At 67.3% G+C, this 19,451-nt stretch carries 21 protein-coding genes; 9 read left to right on the plus strand and 12 right to left on the minus strand.

Translation table 11 applies throughout. The annotated features are described in order from the left end of the window. Window positions 1–268: 268 nt before the first annotated feature. Both HL653_RS01665 and rpsU read right to left on the minus strand, forming a co-directional pair. Window positions 269–862 carry an FKBP-type peptidyl-prolyl cis-trans isomerase gene (locus tag HL653_RS01665; RefSeq protein WP_171742964.1) on the minus strand — a complete coding sequence of 198 codons (594 nt, stop codon included), beginning with the start codon at window positions 860–862 and terminating at the stop codon, window positions 269–271. A 6-nt stretch (window positions 863–868) separates the two neighbouring features. Further along, on the minus strand, window positions 869–1,075 hold the full coding sequence (gene rpsU, locus HL653_RS01670; RefSeq protein WP_171742965.1) for a 30S ribosomal protein S21: 207 nt from the start codon (window positions 1,073–1,075) through the stop codon (window positions 869–871). Window positions 1,076–1,370: 295 nt separating this feature from the next. Between rpsU and HL653_RS01675 the strand changes: the two genes are divergently transcribed. From HL653_RS01675 to HL653_RS01685, 3 genes are all read left to right on the plus strand, one after another. Next, window positions 1,371–1,931: a (2Fe-2S)-binding protein gene (locus HL653_RS01675; protein WP_171742966.1), complete on the plus strand. Its 561-nt coding sequence runs from the start codon at window positions 1,371–1,373 to the stop codon at window positions 1,929–1,931. 151 nt (window positions 1,932–2,082) lie between these two features. Then, window positions 2,083–2,931, plus strand: coding sequence for an RcnB family protein (locus HL653_RS01680; RefSeq protein ID WP_253717451.1), 849 nt, complete (start codon window positions 2,083–2,085; stop codon window positions 2,929–2,931). A 92-nt stretch (window positions 2,932–3,023) separates the two neighbouring features. Further along, a complete protein-coding gene (locus tag HL653_RS01685) occupies window positions 3,024–3,497 on the plus strand; it encodes an RcnB family protein (RefSeq protein WP_171742967.1) in 474 nt (157 codons plus the stop codon). A 353-nt stretch (window positions 3,498–3,850) separates the two neighbouring features. Here HL653_RS01685 and HL653_RS01690 read toward each other — a convergent pair whose 3' ends face one another. The 3 genes from HL653_RS01690 to HL653_RS01700 form a co-directional block, all read right to left on the minus strand. Further along, a complete protein-coding gene (locus tag HL653_RS01690; RefSeq protein ID WP_171742968.1) occupies window positions 3,851–4,798 on the minus strand; it encodes an isopenicillin N synthase family oxygenase in 948 nt (315 codons plus the stop codon). 57 nt (window positions 4,799–4,855) lie between these two features. Beyond that, entirely contained in the window at window positions 4,856–5,683 is an 828-nt protein-coding gene (locus tag HL653_RS01695) for a DUF1796 family putative cysteine peptidase (RefSeq protein WP_171742969.1), read from the minus strand. A gap of 200 nt (window positions 5,684–5,883) precedes the next feature. Continuing rightward, complete coding sequence (locus tag HL653_RS01700; RefSeq protein ID WP_171742970.1) at window positions 5,884–7,515, minus strand: helicase HerA-like domain-containing protein; 1,632 nt, start codon at window positions 7,513–7,515, stop codon at window positions 5,884–5,886. Between the two features lie 189 nt (window positions 7,516–7,704). Between HL653_RS01700 and HL653_RS01705 the strand changes: the two genes are divergently transcribed. After that, window positions 7,705–8,034 (plus strand): TonB family protein, encoded by a 330-nt coding sequence (locus tag HL653_RS01705; protein ID WP_171742971.1) that lies wholly within the window; start codon window positions 7,705–7,707, stop codon window positions 8,032–8,034. A gap of 51 nt (window positions 8,035–8,085) precedes the next feature. Here HL653_RS01705 and HL653_RS01710 read toward each other — a convergent pair whose 3' ends face one another. The 3 genes from HL653_RS01710 to hflK form a co-directional block, all read right to left on the minus strand. Continuing rightward, window positions 8,086–9,636, minus strand: a complete 1,551-nt coding sequence (locus HL653_RS01710) for a Do family serine endopeptidase (RefSeq protein ID WP_171742972.1) — start codon at window positions 9,634–9,636, stop codon at window positions 8,086–8,088. Window positions 9,637–9,858: 222 nt separating this feature from the next. Next, entirely contained in the window at window positions 9,859–10,725 is an 867-nt protein-coding gene (hflC, locus tag HL653_RS01715; protein ID WP_171742973.1) for a protease modulator HflC, read from the minus strand. Further along, the gene (gene hflK / locus HL653_RS01720; RefSeq protein ID WP_171742974.1) at window positions 10,722–11,795 is read right to left on the minus strand and encodes an FtsH protease activity modulator HflK; all 1,074 of its coding nucleotides are present in this window, start codon (window positions 11,793–11,795) and stop codon (window positions 10,722–10,724) included. Before hflK ends, hflC begins: the two co-directional genes overlap by 4 nt. Window positions 11,796–11,866: 71 nt before the next feature. Here hflK and HL653_RS01725 point away from each other — a divergent pair, with 71 nt between their 5' ends. Beyond that, window positions 11,867–12,871, plus strand: coding sequence for an Mrp/NBP35 family ATP-binding protein (locus HL653_RS01725; protein WP_171742975.1), 1,005 nt, complete (start codon window positions 11,867–11,869; stop codon window positions 12,869–12,871). Between the two features lie 113 nt (window positions 12,872–12,984). Continuing rightward, complete coding sequence (locus HL653_RS01730) at window positions 12,985–13,413, plus strand: CoA-binding protein (protein WP_171742976.1); 429 nt, start codon at window positions 12,985–12,987, stop codon at window positions 13,411–13,413. Window positions 13,414–13,540: 127 nt separating this feature from the next. Here HL653_RS01730 and HL653_RS01735 read toward each other — a convergent pair whose 3' ends face one another. The 3 genes from HL653_RS01735 to HL653_RS01745 are packed head-to-tail and all read right to left on the minus strand — an operon-like array spanning window position 13,541 to window position 16,125. Continuing rightward, on the minus strand, window positions 13,541–14,326 hold the full coding sequence (locus HL653_RS01735) for an inositol monophosphatase family protein (protein WP_171742977.1): 786 nt from the start codon (window positions 14,324–14,326) through the stop codon (window positions 13,541–13,543). Then, window positions 14,313–15,653 (minus strand): TldD/PmbA family protein, encoded by a 1,341-nt coding sequence (locus tag HL653_RS01740; RefSeq protein WP_171742978.1) that lies wholly within the window; start codon window positions 15,651–15,653, stop codon window positions 14,313–14,315. The genes HL653_RS01735 and HL653_RS01740 overlap by 14 nt, the downstream gene beginning before the upstream one ends. A 49-nt stretch (window positions 15,654–15,702) precedes the next feature. Continuing rightward, on the minus strand, window positions 15,703–16,125 hold the full coding sequence (locus HL653_RS01745) for a winged helix-turn-helix transcriptional regulator (protein ID WP_367613585.1): 423 nt from the start codon (window positions 16,123–16,125) through the stop codon (window positions 15,703–15,705). Between the two features lie 98 nt (window positions 16,126–16,223). Here HL653_RS01745 and HL653_RS01750 point away from each other — a divergent pair, with 98 nt between their 5' ends. Then, complete coding sequence (locus tag HL653_RS01750; protein WP_171742980.1) at window positions 16,224–16,790, plus strand: FMN-dependent NADH-azoreductase; 567 nt, start codon at window positions 16,224–16,226, stop codon at window positions 16,788–16,790. Window positions 16,791–16,881: 91 nt separating this feature from the next. Here HL653_RS01750 and ubiA read toward each other — a convergent pair whose 3' ends face one another. After that, complete coding sequence (gene ubiA, locus HL653_RS01755) at window positions 16,882–17,793, minus strand: 4-hydroxybenzoate octaprenyltransferase (protein ID WP_171742981.1); 912 nt, start codon at window positions 17,791–17,793, stop codon at window positions 16,882–16,884. Between the two features lie 38 nt (window positions 17,794–17,831). On the opposite strand from ubiA, the gene HL653_RS01760 reads away from it, so the two are divergent. Next, window positions 17,832–18,569, plus strand: coding sequence for a 16S rRNA (uracil(1498)-N(3))-methyltransferase (locus tag HL653_RS01760; RefSeq protein WP_171742982.1), 738 nt, complete (start codon window positions 17,832–17,834; stop codon window positions 18,567–18,569). Continuing rightward, window positions 18,566–19,444 (plus strand): DUF2268 domain-containing putative Zn-dependent protease, encoded by an 879-nt coding sequence (locus HL653_RS01765; protein ID WP_171742983.1) that lies wholly within the window; start codon window positions 18,566–18,568, stop codon window positions 19,442–19,444. Before HL653_RS01760 ends, HL653_RS01765 begins: the two co-directional genes overlap by 4 nt. Window positions 19,445–19,451 lie beyond the last annotated feature (7 nt).

Here is a 19,451-nt window from a genome sequence, read left to right on the forward strand (position 1 = left end):
CTGGCTCCGACAACCTCTTACGAAACTCCCGTCATTGCGAGCGCAGCGAAGCAATCCAGTCCCGCACCGTCGGATCTGGATTGCTTCGCTGCGCTCACAATGACGATGTCTGACGCCCCCAAGGCTCCATTGGCACCTGCCGTCGCGGATCGAACCGCACGGCGGATGCGGAAATGACGGAAGCACCCAAACAGCCGCACACATAAAAAAAGCGGGGCCGAAGCCCCGCTTTGATCGCTCTACCGAGCTGCCCGAATGACCGGCCAGATTACTGGATCGTCGTGGGCGGCGGCGTGCCGGGCGTCCCGTCGGCATGCGGCGCGCTCATCATCTCGGCATTGGGTTGCGGCACGGCGGCGAATTCGTGCATCGTGATGTCGAACACCAGCACCGAATTGGCCGGGATCGGCCCCGCCTCGCGCTCGCCATAGCCAAGCTGCGGCGGGATCCAGACGCGATATTTGGCGCCCTTCGGCATCAGGGTCAGCGCCTCGGCGAAGCCGGGGACGACCTGCCCGATCTGCATCGGCACCGGCTGGCCGGGCTTCGACGCATCGAACACCTGGCCGCTGGTGAGGCTGCCCTTATATTCGACGAGCGCGGCATCGGCCAGCGTCGGCGTGGGGCCATCGCCCGCCGTCAGCACCTGATATTCGAGGCCGGAGGCCGTCGTCTTCACGCCCGAGCGCTTGGCGTTGGCCGCCAGGAACTCGGCCGGCGGCATCGCCAGCATCACGGGCGCCTTCGTCGTGGCATAAGCGCTGCCGATACCGACAACGATCAGCACGCCGATGCTGGTGAAGAGAGCCGCGAGCCCGGCCTTGTTGACCGGGCGCAGCGGAACGGCGGTGACCTCCGACATCAGGCCTTACCGGGCCTGATCGCGCTCGACGCGCTTGCGCTCCAGCTTGCGGGCGCGGCGGATGGCGGCGGCACGCTCGCGCGCGCGCTTCTCCGACGGCTTCTCATAATGCCGGCGCAGCTTCATCTCGCGATAAACGCCTTCGCGCTGCAGCTTCTTCTTGAGCGCGCGCAGCGCCTGATCGACATTATTGTCGCGAACGATGATCTGCATAAACCGAACGATCTCCACATGCCCGACGCGTCCGTCGGCGTCATCATGATGTCTGAAACGATTCGGCGCGGGCGCGTGAACACCTTTGCCGGAAGGCGCCGCCCCTAGCAGCGACGGGACGAGTCTTCAACCCAGCGTTTTTTATTGGGCCTGGCCCGGATTCTCCGATCCTGGCACCGCACCGACCCGCACGCCCACCCCACCTCCCAACGGAAGTATCATATGGGGAGGTCGGGTGGGGCTGCGGGCCGGTGCGGGTTTCAGCGCAGCTGAAACTCACACTATAGGCATTCCCATGACCAGCTTCACCGTCAATGGCGATCCCGTCCACTATAAGCTGGACCCCGCGACTCCGCTTTTATGGGCGTTGCGCGACGCCTCGAATCTCACCGGCACCAAATATGGCTGCGGCGCGGGACAGTGCGGAGCCTGCACGGTGCATGTCGATGGCGTTGCCCGCCGTTCATGTCAGGTGCCGATCGGATCGATCGAGGGCAGCTTCGTGACGACCATCGAAGGCCTCACCGCCGATCGCGGCCATCCGGTGCAGCAGGAGTGGGTGGCGGCGCAGGTGCCGCAATGCGGCTATTGCCAGTCCGGCATGATCATGGCCGCCGCCGCCTTGCTCGCCAGGACCCCGCGCCCCAGCGACGAGCAGATCGACGAGGCGATCACCAATCTCTGCCGCTGCGGCACCTATCCCCGCATCCGCGCCGCGATTCGCCGCGCGGGCGAGGCGCTGGCGGGCGGCGATCCGATCTCGGCCGCGCCCCCGCCCAAGATCGACCCGGCCGATGCCGCCGCCGCCGTGCCGGCCTTGTCGCCCCCCGCGCCGGCCGCCCCGCCGAAGCGCTGAACGACGCGCTTCGCCGCCTGAATGAAGGTAACGAAACCGTTCATGTACCTTTCTGCACGCTGAAGGACGGATTCAGCAACGGCTCACCGCGAATCGTGCAAACCTTCTCTCACGCTCCCGGCATCGGCCGGCGAGCCTTGGAGTGAGGGTGATGCAGAGGATCGGAAAGCTGCTTCTCGCCGCCGCGGTCGGCGTCAGCCTGCCGGCGATGGCCGTGGCACAGCGTGGCCCGGACGATCAGGACCGGGGCGGACGTCAGGAGCGTGGGCCCGACCAGCAGCGCCCCCAGCAGCAGCAGCAGGGCCAGCGCGGCTTTCAGGGCGCCCGGCCGGACCAGCAGCAGCGGGGCCCGCAAGACTGGCAGCGCAACCGCCAGGATCCGCAGCGCGCGATTCAGGAGCCGGATCGCACCGGCCGCCCCGATCGCCCCGAGGGATTCAACCGCGACGGCGGCCCCGGCCGCTTCGGCGCGGGCAATCCGCAGCCGGGCGGCAATGATCGCCGCGACGACGGCCGCCGCTTCGATGGGCGCCCCGGCGACAATCGCGGGGAGTATCGCCCCGGCTTCAACGGTCGCCCCAACGATCCCCGTTTCGGCAATCGCCCCGGCTTCGACAATCGCCCCGGTTTCGACGGCCGCCGCCCCGACGACCGCCGCTGGGACAATGGCCGCCCGAGCAACGATCGCTGGGTGGGCAGCAACTGGCGACAGGACCGGCGCTACGACTGGCGCGGCTATCGCGACTATAACCGCAACCAGTTCCACATCGGCGGCTACATCGCGCCGCGCGGCTGGGGCTATGGCTATCGCCGCTACTCGGTCGGCGCCGTGCTGCCGAGCCTGCTGTGGGGCTCCGGCTTCTGGCTGAACGATCCCTATGCCTATCGGCTTCCGCCCGCTTACGGCCCCTATCGCTGGGTCCGCTATTATGACGACGTGCTGCTGATCGACACCCGCACCGGCCGCGTCGTCGATGCCATCCCGGGCTTCTTCTGGTGATCCGCCGGAACTGACCCGAGACACCGGCGGCGTCCTCCCCACCCTCCCCCGATCGGGGAGCGCCGCCGGATCCTGATGAAAGGAGTGAAACCATGCGTAAGCTCATTATCGCCGGCCTGATGGCCGCCACCTTGGTGCCCACGATCGCCTCGGCCCAGAATCGCGAGCTGCGGCACGATCGGCAGGACATTCGCGAGGAACAGCGCGACGTGAACCGCGCGATCCGCAACGGCGCGCCGCCGCATGTGGTCCGCGATCAGCAGCGCGACGTGCGCGAGGCCCGCCGCGAATATCGTGAGGACTGGCGCGATTATCGCCGCGGCAACCCGAACGTGTTCCGGGGCCCGGCCTATGTCGGCCCGCGCGGCTATGCCTATCGCCCGATTGCGCCCGGCTATCGCTTCGACCGGCTCTATTATGATCGCCGCTACTGGATCGATCCCGTCCGCTATCGCCTGCCCGCCGCCGCTTATGGCCGCCGCTGGGTCCGCTACGGCAACGATGTCGTCCTGGTCGACGTCCGCACCGGCCGCGTGGTGACGGTCTATAACAGCTTCTTCTTCTGATCCGGGACGCCGGATCCGGAACGGACGTTCAGTAGCGTGGCGTAAAAAAAGCCCGGGCGGGAAACCGTCCGGGCTTTTTCGTGGGAATCGACCGAAAGCCAGCCTCGCACGCCCCTCAACCCGTTCGTCCTGAGCGAAGTCGAAGGACGGGCTTCAGGGGACATCGCTTGTAGCACGTGCTTCGACTTCGCTCAGCACGAACGGTTTTGGGGTGGGCTCTTCTCGGATGCTGACCTCACCAACCGCCTCACTCAAGCCCTGCCGCTATTCCGACCACAATCGCAGCCGCCTTGGGTGCACCCTGCGCCACCGCAGCGGCGAGATATGCAGACGCCGCGAAAGCCGGAGCCGGATCACACCAGTTTGATCTCGCGCAGCCGCTCGTAGAGATAGTCGTGCGCGGTGATCGGCGCATAGAGGTTCGGCCGATCGGGGCCGACGCACTGGGGCAGCGTTTCGATCAGATAATCCGGCCGGAAGTGCAGGAAGAAAGGCATCGAGTAACGCGCGAAGCCGCGCCGCTCGGGCGCCGGATTCAGCACGCGGTGCGTGGTCGAGCGCAGCACATTGTTGGTCAGCCGCTGGAGCATGTCGCCCACGTTGATCGCCAGTTCGCCCGGCTTGGGCTGGACGGGTAGCCAGTTGCCGTCGCGATCCAGCAGCTCCAGCCCCGCTTCCTCGGCGCCGAGCAGCAACGTGATCGTGTTGATATCCTCGTGCGCGCCCGCACGGATGCTGGGGCCGTCGGGGCCCATCGGCGGGTAATGGAGCAGGCGCAGCACCGAATTGCCATTCTCGATCGTGGCGTCGAAGAAATCGGCGGGCAGGTTCAGATAGCGCGCGATCGCGGTGAGAAGGCGCCGCCCCGCATCCTCCAGCGCATCGTAGAGCGCGAGCTGGGCGCGGCGGAAATCCTCGATCTCGGCGGGCCAGACATTGTCGGGCATCACGTCGCGCAGCGGATCGCCCGCCGGCAGCTCGCGCCCGACATGCCAGAATTCCTTCAGGTCGTGCGCCTTGGCGCCCTTCGCCGTCTCGATCCCGAACGGGATATAGCCGCGCTGGCCGCCGCCGCTGGCATTCGCATATTGGCGCTTCACGTCATCCGGCAGCGCGAAGAAGGCCTTGGCCGTCGCATCGGCCTGCGCGATCACTTCAGGCGGCACGCCATGATCGGCGACGATCGCGAAGCCATAGCGCTCGAACGATCCGCCAAGTGCCTGTGCGAACCCGATCGGATCGCGCGCCTCATCGGCAAGGCTGACGGTAGGGACGGTGGGGGTTTCGAGGGTGGTGGCCATCTGGACAATGTATCGGAGCTGCCTGGTGCTCTCAATCGCAGGATGCGACTGACGAGCTTATATCTCGCTCTGGAGCAAAGCTCTGATCATCAGATTGTCGATCGGCCTGGGGAATTCGAGGGGGCCGAGGGTAGAATTCGGACGGTAAAGCAGCGATTTGTGACGACCCCGGCCTGCCAGATCCGAAAAGCCGATGCGGCCGATCTCATCGGGCGGCAAGACGGAAACCATCAAGAGCGATGCATGGGGAGCCCTCTGGTCGAGAAGGTCGGCCAACGCTTCAAAGCGAGAGGGGGCCGCCTTATCGATTGATCCAAGCATAAAGAGCAGCGAACCGGTTCCACCATAGACATCTTGCCGAAATCTCGCGACGCCCCGCCGGTAATAATCGTACCCTCCTTCAACGAGCGGGCTACGATGATTGAAAAGTCGGTGCTCTCCATATGCCTCCATGTAGAATCGGTGGCTGCATGCCTGGCCGTCTATGTCTGCATAGTGTGCCGCATCGAGAAAGGTTTCAAAATCATCCTGAAGGCAATGGAGCACGATATCTGCACTCGAGAAGATCCAGTCGAAGGGATACGAGGCCTGCTTGAGTTCGGCTGATTTTATAGCCCACGCAGCGGCACAATGAGTTCCCAGCGACAGAACCCGAACATGGGTCGGTTCGCGACAACCAGCAAGGGCCCGCTTCTGCTGAGCCTCGTCCGAATGGAGAAAATTGATCGCCATATCCGCAGCAAGCGAAAAATCGACTGACCCTTCCAGTATTTTAGTATTTACGGCCAGACCAGCGGCATCCGGCGCCCGCCCTAAAATACCGTAGTACAGCGCCTCTACAAGCCTTTCCGCTCCCGTTTGCTGAATCACCTGAATTCCGTCCACTTTGTCTTCTTACCAAATTGCGATTGTGGGCGAGTGCGCGACGGCGAGCAAGACCTATAGAGGTGCGGGTGCGATGCGACCACCAATAGGTTCGCGCTGATCGACGGATGCGTTTGGCCTCCGCCCTTGTCGGCTGCATGAACCGGCAGCTTAGCCCTTGCACCACAATCGGCCTACCCCGCGATACTGGCACCCTCGTCTTATCGTTTGAACAATCCCCCCAGCAGCCCGCGCAATAGCTGGCTGCCCAGCTGCCCCGCCACCTGACGGCCGACGGACGACGCCACCGATCGCGCGGCCGACTGGATCATCTTGTCGGTGAGCGTGGGCTTGGCCGCCTCGCGCTCGGCGGCGATGCGGGCGCGCTCCTCGGCCTTGGCCTGCGCGGCGGCGGCGCGCTCGGCCTCCTTGTCGCGCCGCGCCTGTTCGGCCGCGTCGAGCTTGGCCTGTGCGGCGGCCGCCTTGGCCGCCTCGGCCTGCTGTTTCGCCAGTTCGGCATCCGCCTTGGCTTTCTCGACCGCAGCCTTCGCGTCGCCGGCCTTCTGGGAAAGAATCTCGGCCGCGCTCTCGCGATTGACGGGCGTGTCATACTTGCCCGCCACCGGCGAGGTGGAGATCATCACCGCGCGCTCCTTGTCGGTGAGCGGCCCCGCGCGCGAGCAGGGCGGCCGGACGAGCGTGCGCGAAACCGGTGCGGGCGCGCCGTCGGGCTGGAGCAGGGAGACGAGCGCCTCGCCCACCTTCAGCTCGGTGATCGCGGTGGCGACATCCAGACCGGGGCTGGCGCGGAACGTCTGCGCGGCGGAGGTCACCGCTTTCTGCTCGCGCGGCGTGAAGGCGTTGAGCTTGTGCTGCACACGATTGCCGAGCTGGCCGGCCACGTCATCCGGCACGTCGATCGGATTCTGCGTGATGAAATAGACGCCGACGCCCTTCGACCGGATCAGGCGCACCACCTGCTCCACCTTGTCGATCAGGGCCGGTGCCGCATCGTCGAACAGCAGATGAGCCTCGTCGAAGAAGAAGACGAGCTTGGGCTTGTCCGGATCGCCCACCTCGGGAAGCGTCTCGAACAGTTCGGACAGCAGCCAGAGCAGGAAGGTGGCGTAGAGCTTCGGCGCCGCCATCAATTTGTCGGCCGCCAGCACGCTGATCGTGCCGCGCCCGGCCTCGTCGATCAGCATCATGTCCTTCACGTCCAGCGCCGGCTCGCCGAAGAAGCCGTCGCCGCCCTGCGCCTCCAGCTGGAGCAACTGGCGCTGGATCGTGCCCACCGTCGCGCGCGTGACATTCCCGTATCTGGCGGAAAGATCGGCCGCATTCTCCGCCGTCCAGGCGAGCATCGCCTGCAGATCGGAGAGGTCCAGCAGCAGCATCCCCTGCTCGTCCGCCACCTTGAAGACGAGGTTCAGCACGCCTTCCTGCACGTCGTTCAGCGCCATCAGCCGCGCCAGCAGCAGCGGCCCCATCTCGGAAATGGTGGTGCGGACGGGGTGGCCCGCCTGGCCGAACAGATCCCAGAAAATCACCGGATTGTCGGCATAGGCCCAGTCGCTCATGCCGATTTCGGCCGCGCGCGCCGTGAACGCCTCGTTCGTCTTGGCGGTGGGCGATCCGGCCATGGCAAGGCCGGCGAGATCGCCCTTCACGTCCGCCACGAACACGGGCACGCCCGCCTTGGAAAAACCCTCCGCGATCCCCTGCAGCGTCACCGTCTTGCCGGTGCCGGTCGCGCCCGCGATCAGGCCGTGGCGGTTCGCGCGCTTCAGCTCCAGCATCTGCCGCTCGCCCGCCGCCGTCGCGCCTACGAAAAGACCGGTGGGATCGCTCATCGCATGCTCCTTGTTGCCCCCGCAGCCTTTGCGCCGGAGACGGGGCCAAGTCGAGCGGGACGATGGCGACTTTCACACCCGTTTACGATCAGCCGGATCCGGGATGCGGCGGCGATCGTTGATCATGCTGAACGGTGATTAACCCTGTTGCCGCATCGGGTGTTTACCGATGCCGCCTAGGATGTCGGCATGGTGTCTGTGCTTGCCCTGCTTCTGGCGACCGCCGCCCCCGGATCCTCTGCGGATGCGGTGCGCGAACCGCATCCCGTCACCGCGAACACGGCCGCCGCCCGTCCGGGCCGCATTTCGCTCCACAACAACGATGCCGGCGTGGTGCGCGTGCGTCTGTCCCTCGGCCCCAATGGCGTGCCGACCAGCTGCACGGTGGTGAAAAGCGTTGCCCCCGCGCTGGATCAGGCGACGTGCGAAGGCATGATGGATCGCGCCCGCTTCGAGCCGGCCCCGGAGGAGATGCGCGGAGCGCTCGTCACCGAACGCTCCGTCACCTGGTGGCGATAGAAAAGGCGGCGGCGACGGGCTCTCCCGTCACCGCCTGACGACCCGACGGGCTTATTTGCCCGTCAGATCCACGCCCAGATATTGCGCCGGACGCGTGCCGCGCTGGACGAGCAGCAGCACCGTCTTCATCCCGGCCTTCTTCGCAGCTTCCACCGCCGCCGCCGCTTCCTGAACGGTCGCGACGCGACGCTGACCGACCGCGACGATGATGTCCTTGGGCTGCAGGCCCTTGGTCGCCGCGTCGCTGGAGGGATCGACCGAGGTGATGACCGCGCCCGTCGTCGTCTCCGGCACGCCGATCTGGCGGGCGATACCGGGGCTCATCGACTGGAGCGTGACGCCCAGCGCGTTCTTGACCGCGGGCGTGTCCTGACCGTTGCCGATCGGGCCGTCCTCATCGTCATCGCCGACGGCGCTGGCGAGCTGATCCTCGGACGGACGCTGGGTGACGACCGCCGTGGTGGTCGCATGCTTGCCGTTGCGGATATATTCCACCGGCACGCGGCTGCCGACCGGCAGGCCCGCGACGATGTAGGACAGGGTATTGTCCGGCGTCACGTCCGTGCCGTTGACCTTCACGATCACGTCGCCCTGCTGGATGCCGGCGCGCGCGGCCGGCTGGCCGGGCTCCACGCGCGCGACGATCTCGCCCACGTCCTTCGGCAGGCCGAGGCCGGCGGCGATATCGTCGTCCATCGGCTGGATCACCACGCCGAAATAGCCGCGCTTCGGCGGCGTACCCTTCATCAGCTGCTGGATGACGGGCTTGGCCTGCTCGGCCGGGATCGCGAAGCCGATGCCGACATTGCCGCCGGTGGGCGAATAGATGGCGGTGTTGATGCCGATCACGTTGCCGTTGAGATCGAACATCGGGCCGCCCGAATTGCCCTGGTTGATCGCCGCATCCGTCTGGATGTAGCGGTCATAAGGGCCGCTGCCGATGCTGCGGTGGATCGCCGAGACGATGCCGGCGGTCACGGTGCCGCCCAGCGCGAACGGATTGCCGATCGCGATCACCCAGTCGCCGACGCGCGACTTGGTGGAATCGCCGAACTGCACGAAGGGGAGGTTCTTCGCGTCGATCTTCAGCACCGCGAGATCGGACGTCGGATCCTTGGCGACGACGGTGGCCGTATATTCCTTGCGATCGGTGAGCGTCACCTTGATCGACGAGATCGTGACCTTGCCCTGATCGGTCGGCACGCCCGAAATCACGTGATTGTTGGTCACGATGAAGCCGTCGGCCGAAATGATGAAGCCCGAGCCCAGCGACACGGCCTCGCGCGTCTGCGGGGTCGCGCCGCCGCCCTGGCCACCCTGACCGCCGAAACGGCGGAAGAATTCATCGAAGGGCGTGCCCGCGAACGGATTCTGCTGCTGCTGCTTGAGCTGCACCTTCTGCGTGGTGGAGATGTTCACCACCGCCGGCTGCAGCTTGGCGGCGAGATCGGCGAAGCTCATCGGCGCGCCGCGCGGCGCGACGGCGGCCATCTGGGACGGCGCATTCTGGGCGACCTGCGCGCCGACCGGCTGCTGCAGGGTTACCGTGGCAGCCGCACCACCGAGAAGCATGGCGGCGGTGATGGCATAGGCATAGCGCACGTGGGCAATCCTCCTGGGAAAAATACGCCCGGCCGAGAAACGGGAGCGTCGGGCGACGTGATCAGACTGTTGCTTTTGCCCTGAACGTATTTTGAACAGCGAAGGTCCGCTCTGTTACGTTATGCGACCTGATATTGCCACGCCGGCAGGAGCAGCATCGCACGCGACGGCCCAACCGGCCGCCGCGCCCGACCGGGTCTTCCTTGCGTCGACCGCTGCGGATTACTTCCCGCCCCGGAACTGACGCAGATATTCGCTGTCCGGCGAAAGGATGATCTGGCTGCTGCCGCGCGGCTGATCGTCATCCGTGCCGAACGTCGCCCGATAGCTCTGCATCGCGCGGTAGAAATCGTAGAAGCCCGGATCCTTGCCATAGGCCTCGGCATAGGTGCGCGCGGCATTGGCATCCGCCTCGCCCATCAGGATCTGCGCCTCGCGGCGGGCGCCCGCCTCGATCGACTTGGCCTCCTGCTGGCGCGCGGTGCGCATCCGGTTGAACGCGCTCTCCAGCGGCGCGCCATCGGGCAGATCGGCGCGCTTGATCCGCACGTCGACGATCTCGGCGCCATATTGCTTGGCGACGCGCGCGACGGCGGTCTTGATGTCTTCCATCATCTCGCCGCGCTCGGGGCTGAGCAGATCGCGGAAGGGGCGCTTGCCCAGCTCGTTGCGCAGCGCCGAGCCCAGGATCGGCTTCAGCGCCTCGCCCACGCGCCGCTCGCTGCCGGCCGAGACATACATCCGCACGGGATCGACGATGCGATAGCGGGCGAAGGCGTCCACCTCCAGCCGCAGCTGATCGGTGGAGAGCACCGCCTGGCGCTGCATGTCGAAATCCAGCACGCGCTTGTCGACCCAGACGACCGATTCCATGCCCGGAATGCGCCAGACGATGCCCGCGCCGGTGCGCCCGAACTCTTCCTTGGAATCATAGCCGTTGGCGATCCGCTTCGGCATGCCGAAGCGCACGATCAGCGCCTGCTTGGTTTCCGGAACGACCAGGAACACGCTGAACAGGACGCCCAGCACCACCAGCACCAGCCCGCCCCAGAAGATCGGGTTGCGGCGGATCGAATCGAAGCCGTTCACTTGGACGCCCCCTTCGGCGGGATGGGCAGATAGGGGGTGACGCCGGGTGCCTCCAGCACCGTCTTGTCGGTCTTGGCCAGCACCTTCTCCATCGTCTCATAATAGAGGCGACGGCGCGTGACCTCGGGCGCGAGCTTGTACTGCTGATAGACCGAATCGAACGCGGCGGCCTCGCCCTGCGCCTGCGCGGTCTTCTGCGTGGCATAGGCCCGCGCCTGGTTCAGATAGGATTGCGCCTGCTGCTGAGCGGCGGACACTTCCTTGAACGCGTCCATCACCTCGCCCGGCGGATCGGCCTGCTTGATCGCCACGCCCTGCACGGCGACGCCGGCGCGATATTCGTCCAGCAATTCCTGCATGCGCAGCGCCACGCGCTGTTCGATGATCGCGCGCTGGGGTCCGATCGCGGCATTCAGCGTCACGTTCGAAATCTGCTCGCGCATCGCGCTTTCCGCCACTTCGCGGATCGTGCCCTCGGGATCGGACAGTTCGAACATGAAAAGTTCGGGATCGCGGATGTTCCAGCGCACCGAATAAGCGAGATCGATCAGATTCTCGTCGCCGGTCAGCATCAGATTCTGGCCGCTGGCACCGGCGGCCCCGCCGTCGATGTCGACGACATGGATATTGTCGACGTCGATCTTCGTGACGATGTCGATCGGTGCCGGCAGCGAGAAGCGCAGGCCCGGCTGCAGCATGCCGACATATTTGCCGAAGCGCGTGACCACGCCGCGCTGCTGCGGGCCGATCGTGTGCGTGCTGGTGAGCGCCATCCAGAGCAGGACGAGGCCGAGTATGCCCCACGCCCAGATCGCGCCGGGCAGCTGCGGCAGGCCATTGCCGCCGGCACCGCCGCCCCCGCCGCCGAAGCGCGCGCGTCCACGCCGCACCAGCGCGTCCAGCGCGGACGGGCCGGGCTTTCCGGACGGCTTGCCGCCTCCGCCCCAGGGATTGCGACCGGGACCGCCGCTTCCGCCGCCGGCACCATCGCCGCCACCGGAACCGCCGCCCCAGGGGCCGCCCTCGTTCAACACCGCTCCGGCCTCTTCCAGCCGCCCACTTGCATCCATGCGCGGCCTTATAGGGTCCGTCCCTGCGGAAAAACAGTGCTTGCCCGGCCGATTGGTTCTAACCGCGCGGCATGAGCGATCTCCCCCTCCTTGCCGCCGCCCTCGATAGCGTTTCCGATCCCGTCAGCGGCCGTGGGCTGCTCGCCTCCGGCCGCGCCTCCGCGCCCCGCCTCGAAGGTGGGCGCGCCGACGTGATCGTGGATGTGGCCGGGCTGGCGGCGGTCGATCGCACGGCGCTGGAGGCGGCCGTGCGCGCGGCGCTGCTGGCCGTGCCCGGCGTGTCCGAGGCGCGCATCCTGCTCACCGCCGATCGGCCGCAGCGGCGCATCATCGCGGTCGCCAGCGGCAAGGGCGGAGTCGGCAAATCGACGGTCGCCGCCAATATCGCGGTCGCACTGGCCCGGCGCGGCGTGAAGGTCGGCCTCGTCGATGCCGATATTTACGGCCCCTCGCAGCCCCGCCTGTTCGACGCGCACGATCGGCCGGATGCGAAGGACAAGATCATGTTCCCGGTGCCCACGCGCTGGGGCGTGCCGATCCTGTCGATGGGTCAGCTGATCGAGCCGGGCAAGGCGATCGCCTGGCGCGGACCGATGGCGGCGGGCGCGCTCAGCCAGCTGGTCGACGCGCATTGGGGCCAGACCGACGTGCTGATCCTCGATCTGCCGCCGGGCACGGGCGACGTGCAGCTGACCATGATCCAGAAGCATCGTCCGGTCGGCGCGGTCATCGTCTCCACCCCGCAGGATCTGGCCCTGATCGACGCGACGCGCGCGATCGATCTGTTCTTCAAGGCCGAGATCCCGATCGTCGGCCTCGTCGAGAATATGGCGGGCTATGCCTGCCCCCATTGCGGCGAAATCTCCGATCCGTTCGGGCAGGGCGGTGCCGAGGCGGAAGCGGCGGCCTTGGGCCTCCCCTTCCTCGGCCGCATTCCGCTCGCGCGCGGCATCCGCACCGCCTCCGATGCGGGCATGCCCCCCGCCGCCGGCGACGGGCCGGACGCCGCCCCCTTCCACGCCATCGCCGCGCAGATCGAAACCTGGCTGAACCCTTCGGCCTCGCCGGTGTTCTGATTCCGAACCGACCTCTCCTCCGTTCGTCCTGAGCGAAGTCGAAGGACGGGCTTCGCACTCAGCCCGTGCTTCGACAGGCTCAGCACGAACGGAGCGTGCAGAAAGGACCGGACATGCCGCTCACGACCGACGCCGATATCGCAGCTTTGCTCGCCGAAACCCGCACGATCGCGGTGATCGGCGCCTCCGATCGGCCCGACCGGCCGAGTTGGGGCGTGATGCGCGTGCTGCAGGATTGGGGCTATCGCATCCTGCCGGTGAACCCGCAGATCACGGGCGAGCATGTCCACGGCGAATATGTATGGCGCGATCTCGACCAGATCGGCGAGGAGATCGACATGGTCGATATCTTCCGCCGCCCGCAGGCGGCGGGCGAGGCGGTGGATCAGGCGATCGCGATCGGCGCCAAATCGGTGTGGCTGCAGATCGGCGTGATCAACGAAGAAGCCGCCGCCCGCGCCGAAGCCGCCGGCCTGAAGGTGGTGATGGACCGCTGCCCCGCGATCGATCTGCCAAGGCTGGGCGTGCCGAAGAAGGGGTAGGGTCGGCCGCCCGCCTCATTCCAACATCCTCGTCATTGCGAGCGCAGCGAAGCAATCCAGTCCCAAACGCGAGGAACTGGATTGCTTCGCTGCGCTCGCAATGACGATATCGGGACGGATTTAATCCCTACCGGTCAGCCGCCTGCGCGCGTTCGGCCAACCGCTCCAGCGCCACCGGATGCAGCGCCCGTCCGCTCGCCAATATGCCGAACACCTCCGGCACCGGCTTGTTGAAGCGGATCGGCCGGCCCAGCGGATCTGTGACGGCGGCGCCCGCTTCCTCCGCGATCAGGGCGGCGGCGGCGATGTCCCATTCGCTGCCCCAGCGCAGGCTGGCGCACAGATCCACCTCGTCATTCGCCACCATCGCGATGCGCAGCGCGATCGAATTGGGGCGCGGCATCGCCACCAGATCCTGATCCACCTTCGGCAAGGTATCCGCCGGCACCCGCGCACCCGCCAGCGTCGTCCGGTCACCCGCACGCAGCGTCGCACCGTTGAGGGTCGCGCCGAGGCCCTTGGCCGCGATCCACGTCTCGCCTCGCTCCGGCGCTTCCAGCACGCCCACGATCGGCTGCCCGCGCTCCACCAGAGCCACCGAGACCGACCAGCCCGGCCGCCGCCGCAGATAATCGCGCGTGCCGTCGATCGGATCGACCACCCACACGCGCTCAACGCCCAGCCGCTCGGGGCTGTCGGCCGTCTCCTCGGACAGCCACGCGGCAGAGGGATCGATCCTCTTCAGCCGATCGAACAGCAAAGCATCGACCTCCAGGTCGATCTCGCACACCGGATGGCCCGGCACCTTTTCCCATTGGCGATAGGCATCGCTGGAACGACGCGCGGCGAGCGCGCCCGCCTCGCGGGCGGCGTCCGCGATCGCGGAAATCAGATCGGCGTCAGGCGCCGGCAACGGTCATCCCGTCCACGCGGAGCGTCGGCACGTCATGCGCGCGGCGGAACACCAGATCGTCGGCCGCCGTCATCTGCAGGAACATCTCCTTCAGATTGCCCGCCGCCGTCACTTCCGCCACCGGCTCGGCCAGCTGGCCGTCGCGGATCGCGAAGCCCGACGCGCCCCGGCTGTAATCGCCCGTCACCATGTTCACACCCTGGCCGATCAGCTCGGTCACGAACAGGCCCGTCTTGATGTCCCCGATCAGCTCCGCGACCGACAGCGCGCCCTTGTCGAGATAGAGGTTGCTCGTCCCCGCGCCCGGCGCGCCCGAACCGCCGCGCGTGGCGTGGCCGGTCGGCGCCAGATCCAGCTGACGGGCCGAGGCGCTGTCGAGCAGCCACGTCGTCAGCACGCCATCGTCGATCAGGTCTATCGCCTGCGTCGGAAGCCCCTCGCCATCGAAGGCGCGGCTGCGCAGGCCTCGCGGGCGATGCGGATCATCCCGCAGGAAAAGCCCGCGCGCGAACACCTGTTCGCCCAGCATGCCGAGCAGGAAGCTCGTCTTGCGGGCGATGGCCGATCCCGTGACGGAAGCGGCAAGATGCCCGATCAGGCTGGAGCCGACACGCGGATCGAACACCACCGGCATCGGCCCCGAAGGCAGCTTGCCCGGATTGAGGCGCGCGACGGTGCGCTCGCCCGCGCGCCGCCCGATCGCCTCGGGCGCCTCCAGATCGGCGAGATGGCGCGTCGAATGATAGGCGTAATCGCGCTGCATCGAGGCGCCCTCGCCCGCGATCACGCTGGCCGACAGGCCGTAACCGCTGGAGGAGAAGCCGCGCACGAAGCCGGTGCTGGTCGCCAGCGCCATCGCCGTGCGGCCCGCACTCGCGCCCGCGCCCTCGCTGTTGGTGACGCCCGCCACCGCCCGCGCGGCTTCCTCGGCCACCAGCGCCAGCTCGCGCAGACGATCCGGCGCGGGATCCGCACCGTCGTCGCCATCGATCTCGGGCGCCGCACCGGTCAGCAGACGATCGGCCGGAGCCAGCCCGGCATAGGGATCCTCGGGCGCCTCGCGCGCCATCGCCACCGCGCGCTCCACCAGCGCCGCGATCGCATCGTCGGTCAGGCTGGAGGAGGAAACGCTCGCCGAACGCTGGCCGACGAACACGCGCAGGCCGATCTCCTCGCCGTCCGAACGCTGCACATCCTCCAGCGCGCCGAGCCGAACCTGCACCTGGGTGCTCTCGCTGCGATAATAGACGGCGTCGGCGGCGTCGGCGCCGGCGCGCCGCGCGGCTTCGACAAGGGCGGCGACGCGATCTTCGGAAACGGAGGTCATGCCCTGCCCTTAGGCACTCAAACCGACGAACGAAAGCACGGGCTACCCCTCATGCCTCCTTTTCCCCGCGATCGAACCGCGCGCGCGCATCCTGGATCGTGTCGTAATGCTCGTTCGCCCAGGCCCCGATCGTCATCATCGGCGCGCGCAGGGACATGCCGAGTTCGGTCAGCGCATAATCCACGCGCGGCGGAATCGTGGGCGTCACGTGGCGCGACACCAGCCCGTCCCGCTCCAGCCCGCGCAGAGCGAGCGTCAGCATGCGCTGCGATATGCCGCCGATCTGCCGCTTCAGCTCGTTGAAGCGGCGCGGGCCGCCCGCCAGCGTCATCACGATCAGGATGCTCCATTTGTCGCCGATACGCTGGAGGATGGGCGCGACGCGGCTGCACGCGGCGGGGTTGTGATCCGCCGCGCCCTCCGGTTCGGCTGGCGCCGACACTTCGACGATCCGCTCGCGTTCGATGGTCACATCCATGTGCCCGGGTGACAAAATTGTGCCTCCTTGTGGACCACGGGGGTGGTCACATATCGATCCTCGGTCACTTATTTATACCGGGACACGACAGAATGAAACTGCTCCACATCGATTCCAGCATCCTCGGCGAAGGATCGGTCAGCCGTCAGCTCACCGCCTCGATCGTGGAGCAGTTCCGCAAGGCCGATCCCTCGATCGAGGTGATCACGCGCGATCTGGTGGCGGAGCCGGTTCCGCACATGACGATCGCCACCCTGCCCGCCGCCAATCCCGATCTGCGCGACGATCTGAAGCAGCTCCAGTCCGCCGACATCGTCGTGATCGGCGCGCCGATGTACAATTTCTCGGTGCCGACCCAGCTGAAGGCGTGGATCGACCGGATCGCGATCGCGGGCGAGAGCTTCCGCTACACCGAAACCGGCCCCGAAGGCCTGCTGGGCGGCCGGCGCGTGATCGTCGCTCTGTCGCGCGGTGGCCATTACGGCGCCGGCACGCCCGCCGAGAGCCTCGAGCATACCGAAACCTATCTGCGCAGCGTGTTCGGCTTCATCGGCATCACGCCGGAATTCATCGCCGCCGACGGCATCGGTCTCGGCCCGGACGCGCGCACCGCCGCGATCGAGAAGGCCTTGGGCGACGTGTCGGCGCTGGCCGCCTGACCCCTCGGTGCTCCTGCGGAAGCAGGAGCCCAGAGCTGCGGGCGTCCCGCTTTCAACCCTGGGCTCCTGCTTTCGCAGGAGTGCGACGGGATCAAAGCGAAGTCGTACCCACTACCAGACAGGCGAGAAACATCAGCAGACCCGCGAACCGATTCGATCGGAAGCGGGCGAGCGCGTCGGCCGGGTCTTCCTTGCGAAGCCCGGCCACCTGCCACAGCAGATGCGCGGCCATCGGCAGCAGCCCGACCAAGGCGAGCGGCTCGGGCCGGACCCGCCACAACGCCATCGCCCAGCAGGCGAGCGCCACCGCATAAAAGCCCGTCACCCCGCCACGCGCATGCGCGCCGAGCGCCCGCGCCGAACTCTTCACGCCGGCCAGCGCATCATCCTCGATATCCTGCAGCGCGTAGATCGTGTCGTAGCCGATCACCCACGCGATCGATCCGCCATAGAGCCACAGCAACGGCGCATCGATCGATCCCGTCACCGCCGGCCAGCCGACCAGAGCCGCCCACGAAAAGACGATTCCCAGCCACGCCTGCGGCCACCAGGTGATCCGCTTCATGAAGGGATAGGCCGCGACCGGCGCGATGCTGGCGAGCGCCGCGATCTGCGCTGTCCGCTCCAGCTGGAGCAGCACGATCAGCCCGACCAGCGAGAGCGCGAGCAGCCAGCCCCAGGCCAGCTTCAGCGACAGTCGCCCGCTCGCCAGAGGCCGCGCCGCCGTGCGCGCCACGCGCTTGTCCAGATCGCGATCGACGATGTCGTTATAGACGCAGCCCGCCCCGCGCATCGCGACCGCACCCAGCGCGAACCACAGGATCAGATCCCAGCGCGCCACCGCCTGCCCCGCCAGCGCGATCGCCCAGGCGCCGGGCCAGAAGAGCAGCCACGCGCCGATCGGCCGATCGAGCCGGGCGAGCTGGATCAGATCGCGCGCCCGTCCGGGCAGGCGGGCGAGCAGGCCGCGGCCCTCGCTGTCGGGAACGATCATATCGGGCATACTTCTCGCCCATGGCCGCCAAAGCTACAGACGGCAATATGCCTGCCACCCCCGCCTGGCCACCCGCCAGCACGCCCCGCCTGTTCCTCGACCAGCCGCTCTCCGACGGCGCACTGCTGACGCTCGACGGCGCGCAGGCCAATTATCTCGCCAATGTGATGCGGCTGAAAGCGGGCGACCCGGTCCGCCTGTTCGACGATCGCACCGGCGAATGGCTGGCCGAAACGAACGACGCAGGGCGACGCAGCGTGAGGCTGCGCATTACGGCCAAGCTGCGCGAGCGCGAGGCCGTGCCCGATATCTGGCTGCTGTTCGCGCCGCTGAAGAAAGATCGGCTGCATTATCTGATCGAGAAGGCGACCGAACTGGGTGCCGCGCGACTCCAGCCGGTGCTCACCCAGCGCTCGATCGTCGACAAGCCGAATCCCGAACGGTTGCGCGCGCACATGATCGAGGCGGCCGAGCAATGCGACCGCACCGCACTGCCGGAGCTGGCGGATCAGGAAAAGCTTACGGCGGTACTGGCGAACTGGCCCGAAGATCGCGCTTTGCTGTTCGCGGATGAGGCCGGCGGCCAGCCGATCGCCAGCGTCGCGCCCGGCGCCGCCGCGATCCTGATCGGCCCCGAAGGTGGCTTCACCGACGAGGAGCGCGCCCGCATCCGCGCGCATCCCAAGGCCGTTCCCATCTCGCTCGGCCCCCGCATCCTGCGCGCCGAGACGGCCGCCGCCGCCGCGCTGGCGGCCTGGATGACGCTTTATGGCGACTGGCGATGATCCCGCTGCTCGCCGGGCTCGCGCTGGCAGCCGCTCCCAGCCCAACGATCGTCACGACCGACGTCGATCGCTTCTTCCGCATCTACGGGGCCGCCCAAGGCCATCCCGGTGTCGCCGATCTCCAGGCCTATGTCGACGACGGCTCGCCCGGCCTCCACGATTTCGCCAGGCTCCGCGCCCTGAGCGGTGAGACGATCGAGAAGGCCATCGCCAGGAAACCCGCCGTCTACGAACGCGCCCGTTCCTGCGCGCCCGTTCTGCCCCGCGTTCGCCAGCGCCTCTCGGCCGCGCTTGAGCGATTGGCGAAACGGTATCCGCCCGCCACGTTCCCACCGATCACGATCCTGATCGGCCGAAACAGCACCGGTGGCACTACCAGCCCGACCGGCGTCCTCATTGGTCTCGAAATGCTCTGTTCGGCGGATTATCTGGAGCCCGATATCGAAAGCCGCTTCGTCCACGTGATCGCGCATGAATATGCGCACGTTCAGCAGCCCGGAGCGGCGGTGGAATCGCCCGACGTCCCGCTCCTGTTCGTCGCGATGATCGAGGGCGGCGCGGAGTTCGTCGGCGAACTGACGTCGGGCGGCGTTTCCTATCAGCACCTCCGGCGTTGGACGAAGGGCCACGAAGCCGAAATCCTCGCCCGCTTCGCCGCCGAGCGGTCCAAGACCGACACGAGCGACTGGCTCTATAACGGCCCCGGCGACCCCGCTCATCCCGGCGACCTTGCCTATTGGGTCGGCTATCGCATCGCCAAGGCCTATTACAGCCGCGCCGCCGACAAGAAGCGCGCGCTGGCCGAGATCATCGCCGTAACGCCGTCGACCGCCGAAACGATCTACCAAGCGAGCGGCCTCGCGCCCGGCCAATGATCACTCC

Origin of the sequence: Sphingomonas sp. AP4-R1 (assembly GCF_013113735.1) — a bacterium.
GTDB lineage: Bacteria > Pseudomonadota > Alphaproteobacteria > Sphingomonadales > Sphingomonadaceae > Sphingomonas_I.